Below are 13,015 nucleotides of genomic sequence, written 5' to 3'. Positions count from 1 at the left end.
TAACACATCTATTCTGTCATTTTCTAAAAGTAAAAGTTGTTAGTTAATAGTTGGCGATCGCGCTCCTAAAAAAGGGTTAGGAAATGACCAGTCGATAACCTAATCCATAAACGGTTTCAATTAAATGCTCACAACCATACTCCGATAATTTCTTCCGTAATAATCGCATTTGTGCTGCGACAACATTACTCATTGGTTGTGAACCTAATTCCCATAATCGCTCTAAAAGTTGTTCTCGATTTAAGATTTGGTTAGGATGTCGCATAAAATACTCTAATAATTGAAATTCCTTACTGGTGAGAGGAATAACTTTTGTTTCACCAGATGTCTCTGTGCATTTAACCGTATTTGTGCCATAATCTAATTCAAGATTGCCGACTTTCAAGGTTTGCGGTTGCAATTGAGGGGATCTTCTTTGTAAAGCCCTAAGTCGTGCTAATAATTCAGCCATACCAAACGGTTTCACTAAATAGTCATCCGCCCCAGCATCTAAACCCATTACCTTATCTTCCATGCTATCTTTTGCAGTCAACATGAGGACGGGTAAAGGATTATTTTGATATCTTAAGCGTTGAAGTAATTCCAGTCCCGATAACCCTGGCAATAACCAGTCAAAAATTGCCAAATCATACTCTAAAAAAGTGTCTTCTAAATAATCCCATGCTTCCTCGCCATTTAAAACCCAATCAACAATATAATTGTGTTGGTTGAGCGTTCTTTTAATCGCACGTCCTAAGTCTGGTTCATCTTCAACTAATAAGATTCGCATAAATTATACCATTTTCTTTCGATCAATGATAAAAACTTTTTATGGTGGGCAAGGCAAACCCTACCTTTAATTCAGAGTTTATTACTGTAACTGGATTGTTCCAAAATGGGATTAGTGGCTGTTGATGGTTTGACCTTATTTTTTACAAAGTTGCTAATGTCATCAACAAAAGTATAAACGACAGGAATGACAATTAAAGTTAATAACGTTGATACTGTTAACCCGCCTAAAATAACCGTAGCAATGGGAGAATAAGCATCCATTCCTGTTTCGGGATAAAACGCGAGTCTGAAGACTACAATCATGGTGGTTAAAGTCGTCATCAAAATTGCTTTTAAACGAACGGGTCCCGCTTCTCGGATGGCTTGGCTTCTCGGCATCCCTTCCTGACGTTTCGTTAAAATTAATTCTAGTAATAAGATTGCGGAAGAAACGGCAATTCCTGAAAGAATAATAATGCCTAAAATTGAAACAGTGGATAAGGTTTGTTGGGCTAAGAGCAACGCACCAAAAACTCCCACTAATTCTAACGGAATCGATAACATCATTACCAGTGGTTGAATAAAAGAACGAAATTGAATTACCAAAATTAAATAAATCAAAACTAAGGAAACAATTAATCCTTTGAGGAGGCGATCGAATTCAATCATCATATCGGTCATATCGCCCATTGAATCTAATCCATAACCAGGAGGAAACTCGATTTCTGCACCCGCTTCCATCGCAACAGCCATTGATAAATTCATGGAAGCAGGATTACTTTTTCGATAGAAACCGTTAACATAGACCACTCTACGACCATTGACTCTTTCAATTAATGTGGGTCCTTCACTACGTTCTAAATTAGCAACCATTGCTAACGGAATTTGTTGACCATTTGGTGTGGTAATATAGGTGGAAGCTAAATCTTGAAAATTGGCGCGATCGCGCTGTTCATAACGGACTAAAATTGTATTCTGTCGTAAGTTGGGACGATTGTAAAATTTACGAGTAAAGCCACCGCTAAGAGCATATTTTGCTTGTTCGGTTATGTCTTCAACGGTTAAGCCTAATTCTTGGGCGCGACGGCGATCGATGTTTAGGTGATATTCAGGTTGATTTAAACTTGAACTGGTATGAGTCATATATAAATCAGGATTGTTTTCTGCAATTGCCAAAACCTGATTGGCTAACCCGTGTAAAACTCCTAATTTTTCACCATAAACTGCAATTTGAATCGGTGCTGCGGAAGTCGCCATCACATCAACTCCCATTTCTTTCATGGCAATTTTTCTTAATCCTGGAATGGTCTGTTGGGCTTCGGCTTTGACACTATCCATGACCTCCCAAATATCTCGTTGACGCTCTCCTAATGGCTTTAAAGTTACCATCATGGAAGCGCTATTTACTCCTCCCATACTGTAACCGCTAAAATAAGTGCTGTTGCGAGTCAATTCAAAGCCAATTTCAGCAGAAACCTTCTCAATTTCAGGTTGTTCTAAGAGTATTTCTTCAAATTGTTGGGATGCTTGATCTGTGCGTTCAAAGGATGTTCCTGCTTCTAATTCTAAGCTAACCATAAACTGTCCTGAATCCCCTAAAGGCATCATTTCTTGAGGAATGAACGGATATAATGCAAAGGCAAAAACAATCAATGATCCTGCGATCGCGAGGGTAATTTCTCGATTTTTGAGGCTTATATCCAATAACCGACCATAGCCCCTTTCTAAGGCAATAAACCCAGAATGGAAAGGACTAAGTAACCATCGTAATGGGGTTTTTTGTCTTCTTTGACCAAGGGGTTTCAAAAAGAAGGCTGCAATGAGAGGAATGAGGGTGATTGAGACTAAAAGGGAAGCAACAAAAGCAAATACCATCGGATACACTAAGCCAACAAACATTAACCCTGTTAACCCTCCTGCGGAAATAGTTGGTAATAGGGCTGCAATCATCACACAACTAGCTGCTGCGCTGGCTAAAAATACATCTCCTGTCCCTTCGATCGCTGCTTTAGCAGGTGTTTTTCCAGCTTTGAATTGACGATCGATGGAATCAATGACAATAATTGAATCATCTACTAATTTCCCAATTGCCATCATCATCCCCACTAAAGTAGAAGAGTTTAAAGACATGGAAATGGGGATAAAAGGAAGCAGTGATAACGCCAAAGACATAGGAATTGAAATCATGACAATGGCTGTGGCGCGAAAATCTTCTAAAAAGATCAGAATAACAAGTCCTGCCAAAATGACACTAATTAAAAGTTCTTGTGTGGTACTATCTTTAATTAATTTCACCAAGAAAGCATTATCGTAGGCTTCTTGAAATTCCAGACCAGGATATTGCGCTTGTAGTGTTGTTAATTCTTGGCGCACCCGTTCAATGACTTGGGGGGAACTAGAATCGGGTTTTTGGATAATGTTAACAGCGAGCGCTGATTGTCCGTTATAACGGTAGCCACTCCGTCTTTCCTCATAAGTATCTTTGACTTGAGCTACATCTCGCACGTAAACAATGCTACCACCCCTTTCATACACAGGATAATCACGCACTGTTTGCGCGTTTAAAGCGCGATCATTCGTTCTCACTAAGATTTCTTGGTCTCCTTGGGTTAATACGCCAGCGCCCTGACTGACATTATTTTCGTCGATCGCGTCTCTAATCTCTAAAATTGAAAGGTTGTAAGCTGCTAGTTTTTGCGGATCAACGATCACTTGTAATTGTCGCCGATAGCCTCCAAAAATAGAGACTGATTGCACATCTGTCACTTGCGTTAAGCGATCAACTAAGGTATTATCCGCAAATTCCCTTAACTGTATGTCATCCCACCCTTCCCCCGTTAACGCTAAGGTTAAAACAGGGCGATTTAAGGGATCAATGGGCAAAACCCAGTAAGAACGAGTATTAATCCCGTCTAGGGGTAAATCTCCTTCTGCTGCCTTCATCACGCTTTGTATTTCTTGGACGGCGTTATCAATCTCTCCCCCCCAACCAAATTGTACGGTCACCAGAGACATATCCTGTTGCGAGCTTGATCGCACAAAGCGCACGCCATCCAGCACTGTTAATCGTTGTTCGATGGGTTTGCTAATATCAGTTTCCACCTCAGTGGGAGACTGCCCAGGAGCCATGGTAATCACTGCAACTAAAGGACTCTGGACATAGGGCATCATTCTCACAGGAATGAGGATTAGGGTCAAGAGAGAAAGTACCACAACTCCGATATACAGCGCGATCGTGACAACGGGATTTTTAATTGACCATTTGGTGAGGAAAGTTTTCATGGCATTAAACTTATTTTCGCGTCAGAAATGTAGGTTGGTTTGAGGTAACGAAACCCAACATTATTTGTCCTTTGTTCTTTATTCTTTGAGACAACAGTTCCAGTAATTAACAATGAACCAGCAATGATGAACGATGAACCAATAACAAATTGTTAATTATCACGTTGGGTTACGAGTCAAGCTAACCCAACCTACGAATAAATTTATTTAACCTCTAAAGTTATGCGACTTTCTCCTTGATAGTTAGCATCTTGAATCTTAGTGTCTAAGTGCCAAGTTCCCGCCATACTAAAGTTAGTTTTCACCTTAAATTGTCCAGGGTTTGCTGCTGGTTCGATTTCAATTTTAGAAATCATGTCATCTCCTCCTGGCATGGGCATTGTTGAATTTACATCAAGATTTTCAACAGGAATCACTTTTCCAGAAGTGCTATCTTGAACTTCTAAAATTAATTCCACCTCTCCCATCGGAATTTCTCCTTGAGGATTGACCAAAACTGCTTTGGGAGTTTTTTCTTCCCTTGTTTCAACTTCAGAGGTAACGGGTGACTGGGTGTTAGCTTGGTTAAAATTTGAACCACAAGCGACTATTAATAAACTGAGGGGTAGGATTAACACAATTATTTTTTTCATCATTTTTTCCCTTAACGAACTTCAATATTAAACTCTTGCTTTCCTTGATACTCAGACTCTTTGATTTCCACAGAAATAATCCACTTTCCTTTCATCCCTAAAAAGGTTTCTGCGAGAAATTTCCCTGTTTCTGCTTGAGGTTTAACTTCTACTTTGGCTGTCATCGGAGCCATATTTTTCATCGGCATTGTTGCTGTGATATCAATATTTTTAACCGATAAAGCCTGTTGATTTTGATTATCCACAACTTGAAAAATAAACTCAGCATCACCGATTTTGACTTCGGGAGGGCTAACTAATTTAATAGCAACACTGTCTTGATCTTCTTCGGTTTTCGTTGTAGTTAAGTCATTATTTCCTTGATTTATAACTTTGACAGAGGCATTTTCAACTAATTGATGATTCCCTATAGTTATCACCCGATCGCTGCTTTGTAATCCTTCCGTTACTTGAACGCGATCGCGGCTGATCATGCCTAACTTGACTTTTTGCCGATGGGCTGTGTTATCTTTCCTAACAACCCAAACTGCTGGACTGTCTTCAAACGTCACCACTGCTGATTGAGGGACGGTTAAAGCATTAGGTTGACTTTGTGTAATAATTTCCATATTAATAAATTGCCCTGACAGCAATTTTCCACTGGAATTATTAACAATTGATTCTACAGTAACAGTACGAGTTTCACTATTGGTATCTGGAAAAATACTACTCACTTGCCCGTTAATAGTCATATCAGTCCCCGCAATTTTAGCAGTAATTGGAGACCCTAAATCAATATTAACGGCATCTTGTTGAGCAACATTTGCTTGTAAACGAATCCGACTATAATCGCCAATTTTCAAAATTCCCATTCCAGGCTGTACTACCATTCCTGGATCGATCATTCTTTCTTGAACAAGGCCACTAATGGGGGATTTAATTTCTCTGTAACTGGAAACAGTTGAAGCAGTAGCAACCTTTGTCTCAGCTTGTTGAATTTTTGCTCGATCGTTAACAACTTTTGCTTCTAAACGGGATAGTTTAACCTTGGCTTGCGCTAAATTTGCTTCTTTGGCTTGCACTTCACTTTCTACCACATCATAAGCATCTTGTGCGATCGCGCCTTCTTCAACTAACAAGGCAAATCGGTCTAATTTTTTCCCTAAATAAGCTAGATCGGCTTCAATTTCTTGGATAACATTTTTCTGTTCTAAAACTTCCATGCGACTCACTTCTAAAGCGGTTCGCATAGTGTTAGTTTCTGCTTGTGCTTCCGAGACTTCTGTTAACAATTCATTAGCGCTTAATTGGGCGATGATTTCTCCTGCTTGAACGCGATCGCCGACATAAATCGAATAATCGGTTAATTGTCCCGCCACTCTCGGATAAACTGTAACCACTTGGAAAGGTTCAATCGTTCCTGTATATTGAACACTAGCTTGTAATAATTGTGGTTTAACAACTTCAACCGTGACAGGAGTCGGATTAAAAGAACCATCTACCGCCATCATTTCATCATGGGACATATTATGCCCACTATGATCCATTGTCGAAGATGCAGGTTTTAATTGATTGGTAATAACAAGAATTCCCCCTGTTAAGAGAGTAAAAATTCCCAAGCCCAACGTTTGTTTACTGAAAATAATCCTTAAGATTTTTTTTGAGAACAAAAGCATTATTTTTATCTAAGGCATATCGTGTCAATGCTAATTACATTGCTTATAACAATAATTCCCAAATATGAAATCACGATGAAATTTAAATTTTACTGCTTAACTAAGCTAAGTATGTCAACATAAGAAAATAAGGATCATTCTAAGCCGTTAACTGGCTACTTGATAAAAAAACAATGTTGAATCGCAAATGGCTACTCTCTTTAGGTGCAGTGATAATTACTGGTAGTGTTATTTCTGGTATTTACACCGCAGTTAACCCTTCTCCAACCGATACTTTAGCACCCGAAACTTTACAAATTACTTCCTATCGCAGTCCCACTTGCGGGTGTTGTCATGGTTGGGTGGAACATCTCAAGGAAGAAGGGTTTACAGTGAAAGATAATGTCACCGAAGCCCTGAACTCCGTTAAAAGTGAACATAATGTCCCTCAAAACTTAGTATCTTGCCATACCGCAGTAATTAATGGCTATGTGGTAGAAGGACATATTCCCGCAACGGATATTAAACGCTTATTGCGAGAAAAGCCTGATGTGGCAGGAATTGCAGTTCCAGGAATGCCGATTGGATCGCCGGGAATGGAATCTGGAGATATAAAAGAACCTTACACTGTTTTTACGTTTACTGAAACAGGTGAAACTGAAGTTTATCAGAAGCATTCCTAGCTATTTTGTGGAAGGGTAAGAGAGGATTGAATTACTATAGCAGTTTTCATTTTGATGAAGGATATTCTCAATTTTTGTTCTTTGGTCAGTTTGTACTTCAACAGAATCAAGAAACGCTATATTATCCTCTCTATCTTGTCCTAGATTGAATTGATTGAGGAGAAAGTATTCATGCCAACGACAGTTTCTAATTTAATCCAAATTGGGGAATTAAGTAAAAGCAGTGGTTTGTCAGTGAAAACGATTCGCTATTATGAGGATTTAGGGTTAATTCATGCAGTAAAACGATCGCGCGGAGGGTTTCGTTTATTTGAACAAGAAACCACACTGATGCGTTTGCAGTTTATTAAACAAGCGCAACATTTAGGGATGAGTTTAGAGGAGATTGGAGAAATTTTAAAGGTGCGCGATCGCGGTGAGTTACCTTGTCACGAAGTTAAACAAAAACTCCAAGATAAAGTCACTGAAATTGACCAACAAATTCAAGCTCTACAACACCTGCAAACTCAAATTAAATCCCTTTTAGCAGGGGCTGATCCCATTCTAGAAACCCCAGAAGACGATCGCGTTTGTCCGATTATTCAACCTAAGTAATTGTTAAACTTAAAGAGACTACTGAAACGTCAAACCATGAGCCGTTTAACAAACATTCAAATTCCCACAGACACTTGGATTGTTGGCACTTGGGAGGAATATCTACAGGTGTTAGACCGCTTGCGTGAGCAAAAAACCAAGAGTTATTATTACTGCAATCATATCAGGCTAGAAATGTCACCTGTTAGCAATGAACACGCCAGCGATCATAGTATCATTCTTTATGCAGTTAATCTTTTCGCAACCCTTAAAAACATTGAATTGAACGGCTATGATAACTGTAGTTATCGCAAACCAGGTGTTAGGGAAGCGCAACCCGATGTCTCTTTTTATATTGGAAAAACAGCAAAAACGATTCCTTGGGGAATTGGCATTGTTGATCTAGATCAATATCCCCCACCAACCCTAGTGATTGAAGTGGCTAAAACCTCTCTATTTGATGATCAAGGAAATAAACGATCGCTGTATGAAGCATTAGGAGTCGATGAATATTGGATTATTGATGTGGAACAAGGGAAAATTCTTGCTTTTGCAATGAATCCAGAAGGTAGCTTTAGAATTAGCCAATCTCAATCCTTATCAGGATTAGATATTTCTCTTTTAGAAACAGCACTACAACGCACTCGTCAAATGAGTCATAGTAAAGTTGGGGCTTGGTTACTTACCCAGTTTCAAGGATAAAACTTAATAGTTTCTTTTTACCCTAGACTCTCCCCCTGACTAGAGTGTTTAAACTAAAGCAAAACCATTAATCCTCAACCACTCAAGATGCAACGCCGACAGTTTTTAATTCTCAGTGGTAGCACTTTAACGGGGGTTTTACTCAGCCAGTGTGCAACGCCACAAACTGAAAGTAATGCTTCCTCTGCTACTGTTTTAAAGAGCAAAAATGGACTGTTAGAAGTTGATCTCGATCTCGCTTCTAATTCCTTCTCTTTTGGCGGAAAACAAGGAAACTTACTCAGTTATAACGGGCAAATTCCAGGTCCTCGTTTAGAAGTTCGTTCAGGGGATCAAGTTCGCATTCGCGCCAAAAATCGCTTATCTCAACCGACTAATCTCCATTATCACGGGTTACATATTTCTCCACAAGAACCAGCCGATAATATATTTCTTTCCCTCTCCCCAGGAGAAAGCTACACCTATGAATTTAAGATCCCCGAGAATCATTACAGCACAACAGGCTATTATCATCCTCATTTACATGGCTATGTTGCGGATCAGGTGTTTGGCGGGTTAGGCGGAATTTTGGTGGTGCGTGGCGAATTAGATAACATTCCAGAGGTAAAACAAGCCAAGGAAGAATTTGTCTTTCTCAAAGACTTTGATCTCGATGGTCGCTCATCTAGAATGGGTCTAATGATGGGGAGAGAAGGATCAACGGTAACTGTGAATGGCAAGGTTAATCCCTCGTTTTCCCTTCCTTCTGGTGGGTTATTAAGACTGCGTTTTGTCAATGCTTCCACTTCTCGTTTCTATCGCTTACAGTTAGAGAATCATCCCTTTTATCTCATTGCAACTGATGGCGGTGCAACCTCTTCTCCTGTAGAATTATCAGAAATATTGCTTTCCCCTGGAGAACGTGCGGAGGTTTTAGTTAAAGGAAATCAGACACCAGGAAACTATCGACTGTTGAATTTACCCTACAATCGTGTTGGGATGGGAATGATGGGTGGCGGTATGATGGGACGTGGGATGATGGGAGGAGGAAGAAATCAAAACAATGAACCACAAACACTCGCCACAATTCGCTATTCAGGAGAAATTGAGTCCTTACCCTTACCGCAAAAGCTGATTGCTGTAGAAACCTTACCCAAACCGAAAACAGTCCGTCAGTTTACACTCAATCATGGGATGTTTCCAGGTCGAGGAATGCAGTTTTTAATTAATGGACAAGCCTTTGATCCACGCCGAGTTGATACGCGAGTCAGTTTAGACACCGTAGAAGATTGGGAAATTATTAATACCGGGGTGATGGATCATCCCTTTCATTTACATACCAATCGCTTTCAAGTGGTGAGTAAAAATGGAAAACCAGTTAGTAATGCAACTTGGAAAGATACGGTTTTAGTCCCGAGAGGAGAAAGCGTCCGCATTCGGATTCCCTTTCAAGATTTTGCGGGAAAAACGGTTTATCATTGCCATATTTTAGATCATGAAGATTTAGGTATGATGGGAATTATTGTAATGAATGGATAAAAAATTATCATGCTACAACTTTTTGATTACTATCCTCAGGGAACGGAAATAATTCCTAAACCTGACATTTGACGGATATGTGCATCAAAGGTAAAAACTTCAAAAATATTTAGGCGATGAGCCATCACTAATAAAGAACAATCTGTATAACTCCATTTCTTATCATCATATTTACGAAAAGTTATCCAAATGTCTTCATCATCTTGATCTGAAATATGAACATAGTTATGTTCCTTTCATAAAATTTCACCCACTTCAACTGATGCTTGACTAGAAACTCTTGTCCGAATCCAAGTAACTGTTTCATTAAATACGGTTTCTAAAATAATCCATTCCTGATAGGGATGATTGAGAATATACTCTTTAGCAGTTTGATGATGGGTTTCAGAGCTTACTAAAAAAGCAATTAACGCTGAAGTATCAACAATAATCTCTGGTTCAGTCATTTTTAATACAGATCTTGATCAATTCTTTCAGCATAGTTAGTCTGATCTTGATTTTCATCAGTGACTTTCAAACTACCGCATAATTCCCATGTTTTACTATGATCGAACCTTTTTTTGTCTAAGTAATCCTGTAAAGCATTCACCAACAATTTTTCTAGAGGTTCACTTTGCTGGTTAAGTTTTTCAAGTCAAACCCTAAGAATAGAATGCTAAAGTATTTTATAAAAATAATATAGCAATCCCAAATAAATTGTAAATTAATCCTCCCTCGCCCTCCTCACTTCGCTCCGGTTCGTAAGGGGGGAACGGTTAATCAACTTTTTACGAATGATTTAGAACTGCTATAGCAGATGATATTTTGTTAACCCTTCTACCGTTTCCCGCCCCTCCTCAATACAATTTGTACCTAACATTAGATCAATTTGATATTATTTGACTCTCCAGCCCACTGGAGACTTTAAGATAGAACCAGCGCTGACGGGGATGATGTCATGACCACAAATAAGTTAGAAACCGAAAAAACCACGCTGAAACTGGAAGGGATGAGTTGCGCCGGTTGTGCAAACGCCATTGAAAAGGCGATTAGTCATGTCTCTGGGGTGGAAGAATGCGAGGTCAACTTTGCCGCTGAACAAGCAACCGTTCAATTTAATCCCCAACAAACCAGTGTTGAAACCATTACCCATGCAGTAGAAAATGCGGGCTATGGCGCTTCCGTTTATTCTCAAAATGAAATGATGGCGGGAAGAGGCGATGCGGAAATCGTGGCGCGAGAAGCGGAATCAAAAGATTTAATTCGTAAAATGACGGTCGGTGGGGTAATTTCAATTATCCTGATTGTGGGTTCTCTCCCAATGATGACAGGGTTGGATATTCCCTTCATTCCCGCTTGGCTGCATAATTATTGGTTACAGTTTTTACTGACAACGCCGGTTCAGTTTTGGTGTGGCTATCAGTTTTATCGCAATGCTTGGAAAGCGTTTCGCCATCGCGCTGCAACGATGGACACCTTAATTGTTTTAGGAACTAGTGCTGCTTATTTTTATTCCCTGTTTGCGACGCTATTTGATGATTTTCTGATTCAGCAAGGGTTAACGCCACAAGTCTATTACGAAAGTGCTGCGGTGATTATTACCCTGATTTTGGTGGGGCGTTTCATGGAAAATCGGGCGCGTGGGGAAACCTCAGCAGCGATTCGGAAGTTAATTGGCTTACAAGCGCGATCCGCCCGTGTGATTCGTGATGGAGAAACGAAAGATATTCCCATTCAAGATGTGCAAGTGGGGGATGTTGTGGTGGTTCGTCCTGGGGAAAAAATTCCAGTGGATGGGGAAGTGATCGAAGGGAGTTCCACCATTGACGAAAGTATGGTAACTGGAGAAAGTATCCCCGTGCAAAAGTCTGCGGGTGAGGAAGTCGTGGGATCAACGCTGAATAAGACGGGAAGTTTTCAGTTTCGCGCGACTCGTGTGGGAAAAGATACGGTACTCTCGCAGATTGTGCAACTGGTACAACAGGCGCAAGGTTCCAAAGCCCCGATTCAGAAATTAGCCGATCAGGTGACGGGTTGGTTTGTTCCCGTTGTTATCGCGATCGCGCTGACTACCTTCCTCCTCTGGTTTAACATCATGGGGAATCTCACTCTCGCGTTAATTAATATGGTAGCAGTGCTGATTATTGCTTGTCCTTGCGCGTTAGGCTTAGCCACACCGACATCCGTTATGGTGGGAACGGGAAAAGGGGCGGAAAATGGGATTTTAATTAAAAGTGCGGAAAGCCTCGAAACCGCCCATAAACTGCAAACGGTGGTGTTAGATAAAACAGGAACGCTGACGGAAGGAAAACCTAGTGTTACGGATTTTGTCACCACTTTCGGAACAGCGAATCAAAATGAGTTAAAGTTACTGCGTTTAGTGGGGTTAGTGGAACAACAGTCAGAACATCCTCTTGCTGAAGCGGTGGTGGAGTATGCAAAAGCGCAAGAAGTTGATTTAAAGGGAACGGTGGAGAATTTTAACGCCATTGCTGGGAGTGGGGTAGAAGCAACTGTTTCGGATCGACAAGTGCGGGTGGGAACCGCCCGTTGGTTTGAGGAATTGGGGATTCAAACGGATCAATTCACGGAAAAAGCCAGTGACTGGGAAGCGGATGGGAAAACGGTGATTTGGGTTGCAGTGGATGACACTTTAGAAGGGATTATCGCCCTAGCGGATACGCTGAAACCCTCTTCAGCAGACGCGGTGAAATCTCTGCGGAAACTGGGGTTAGAAGTGGTGATGATTACGGGAGATAATGAAAAAACCGCCAGCGCGATCGCGCAACAAGTGGGGATTCCTCGCGTGATGTCGCAAGTGCGCCCCGATCAAAAAGCAGATCATATTGTTAGCTTACAGCAAGAAGGCAAAACGGTCGCCATGGTGGGGGATGGCATTAATGATGCACCAGCTTTAGCCCAAGCAGATATTGGTCTCGCCATTGGAACGGGAACCGATATTGCCATTACCACTTCTGATATTACGCTGATTTCTGGGGATTTACAAGGCATTGTCACCGCGATCGCGCTGAGTCGTGCCACAATGACTAATATTCGTCAAAATCTCTTTTTTGCCTTTATTTATAATGTTGCAGGAATTCCCATTGCAGCAGGAATTTTATACCCGATTTTCGGTTGGTTATTAAACCCAATTATTGCGGGTGCAGCAATGGCGTTTAGTTCAGTTTCAGTCTTAACGAATGCGTTACGCTTGCGGAACTTTGAAGATCAAGTCTATAGCAGTCCTCATTGATTCGTAACA

Annotated in this window: 10 protein-coding genes; 5 read left to right on the top strand and 5 right to left on the bottom strand. The window is 40.6% G+C overall.

What is annotated here, in order from left to right; all coding sequences use genetic code 11:
- Positions 1-76: 76 nt before the first annotated feature.
- The 4 genes from rppA to PCC7418_RS08505 all read right to left on the bottom strand — a co-directional run bounded on the left by rppA (position 77) and on the right by PCC7418_RS08505 (position 6,319).
- On the bottom strand, positions 77-769 hold the full coding sequence (gene rppA, locus PCC7418_RS08520) for a two-component system response regulator RppA (RefSeq protein ID WP_015225764.1): 693 nt from the start codon (positions 767-769) through the stop codon (positions 77-79).
- Positions 770-840: 71 nt separating this feature from the next.
- A complete protein-coding gene (locus tag PCC7418_RS08515; RefSeq protein ID WP_015225763.1) occupies positions 841-4,032 on the bottom strand; it encodes an efflux RND transporter permease subunit in 3,192 nt (1,063 codons plus the stop codon).
- Between the two features lie 203 nt (positions 4,033-4,235).
- The gene (locus PCC7418_RS08510) at positions 4,236-4,667 is read right to left on the bottom strand and encodes a FixH family protein (protein ID WP_015225762.1); all 432 of its coding nucleotides are present in this window, start codon (positions 4,665-4,667) and stop codon (positions 4,236-4,238) included.
- Positions 4,668-4,675: 8 nt separating this feature from the next.
- Positions 4,676-6,319 (bottom strand): efflux RND transporter periplasmic adaptor subunit, encoded by a 1,644-nt coding sequence (locus tag PCC7418_RS08505; RefSeq protein WP_015225761.1) that lies wholly within the window; start codon positions 6,317-6,319, stop codon positions 4,676-4,678.
- 173 nt (positions 6,320-6,492) lie between these two features.
- On the opposite strand from PCC7418_RS08505, the gene PCC7418_RS08500 reads away from it, so the two are divergent.
- From PCC7418_RS08500 to PCC7418_RS08485, 4 genes are all read left to right on the top strand, one after another.
- Entirely contained in the window at positions 6,493-6,981 is a 489-nt protein-coding gene (locus PCC7418_RS08500) for a DUF411 domain-containing protein (protein WP_015225760.1), read from the top strand.
- A 171-nt stretch (positions 6,982-7,152) separates the two neighbouring features.
- Entirely contained in the window at positions 7,153-7,575 is a 423-nt protein-coding gene (locus PCC7418_RS08495) for a heavy metal-responsive transcriptional regulator (RefSeq protein ID WP_015225759.1), read from the top strand.
- A gap of 36 nt (positions 7,576-7,611) precedes the next feature.
- Positions 7,612-8,256 (top strand): Uma2 family endonuclease, encoded by a 645-nt coding sequence (locus tag PCC7418_RS08490; protein ID WP_015225758.1) that lies wholly within the window; start codon positions 7,612-7,614, stop codon positions 8,254-8,256.
- Between the two features lie 87 nt (positions 8,257-8,343).
- Complete coding sequence (locus tag PCC7418_RS08485) at positions 8,344-9,774, top strand: multicopper oxidase family protein (RefSeq protein ID WP_015225757.1); 1,431 nt, start codon at positions 8,344-8,346, stop codon at positions 9,772-9,774.
- 236 nt (positions 9,775-10,010) lie between these two features.
- Here the strand turns inward: PCC7418_RS08485 and PCC7418_RS20905 are convergent, their stop codons facing one another.
- Complete coding sequence (locus PCC7418_RS20905) at positions 10,011-10,220, bottom strand: PIN domain-containing protein (protein ID WP_235620777.1); 210 nt, start codon at positions 10,218-10,220, stop codon at positions 10,011-10,013.
- Positions 10,221-10,711: 491 nt separating this feature from the next.
- On the opposite strand from PCC7418_RS20905, the gene PCC7418_RS08475 reads away from it, so the two are divergent.
- Entirely contained in the window at positions 10,712-13,006 is a 2,295-nt protein-coding gene (locus PCC7418_RS08475) for a heavy metal translocating P-type ATPase (RefSeq protein ID WP_015225756.1), read from the top strand.
- Positions 13,007-13,015: the final 9 nt, after the last annotated feature.

It is taken from the genome of Halothece sp. PCC 7418 (genome assembly GCF_000317635.1).
Lineage (GTDB): Bacteria > Cyanobacteriota > Cyanobacteriia > Cyanobacteriales > Rubidibacteraceae > Halothece.
The sequence above is the reverse complement of the archived record's forward strand: the minus strand, read 5'-3'. Positions and strand labels throughout refer to the sequence as shown.

Bases quoted from the DNA above. Each gene is read 5' to 3' on its own strand.
- PCC7418_RS08475 (WP_015225756.1), top strand. From the start codon at position 10,712: ATGACCACAAATAAGTTAGAAACCGAAAAAACCACGCTGAAACTGGAA.
- PCC7418_RS08490 (WP_015225758.1), top strand. From the start codon at position 7,612: ATGAGCCGTTTAACAAACATTCAAATTCCCACAGACACTTGGATTGTT.
- PCC7418_RS08505 (WP_015225761.1), bottom strand. From the start codon at position 6,319: ATGCTTTTGTTCTCAAAAAAAATCTTAAGGATTATTTTCAGTAAACAA.
- PCC7418_RS08495 (WP_015225759.1), top strand. From the start codon at position 7,153: ATGCCAACGACAGTTTCTAATTTAATCCAAATTGGGGAATTAAGTAAA.
- PCC7418_RS08500 (WP_015225760.1), top strand. From the start codon at position 6,493: ATGTTGAATCGCAAATGGCTACTCTCTTTAGGTGCAGTGATAATTACT.
- PCC7418_RS08485 (WP_015225757.1), top strand. From the start codon at position 8,344: ATGCAACGCCGACAGTTTTTAATTCTCAGTGGTAGCACTTTAACGGGG.
- PCC7418_RS08515 (WP_015225763.1), bottom strand. From the start codon at position 4,032: ATGAAAACTTTCCTCACCAAATGGTCAATTAAAAATCCCGTTGTCACG.
- rppA (WP_015225764.1), bottom strand. From the start codon at position 769: ATGCGAATCTTATTAGTTGAAGATGAACCAGACTTAGGACGTGCGATT.
- PCC7418_RS08510 (WP_015225762.1), bottom strand. From the start codon at position 4,667: ATGATGAAAAAAATAATTGTGTTAATCCTACCCCTCAGTTTATTAATA.
- PCC7418_RS20905 (WP_235620777.1), bottom strand. From the start codon at position 10,220: ATGACTGAACCAGAGATTATTGTTGATACTTCAGCGTTAATTGCTTTT.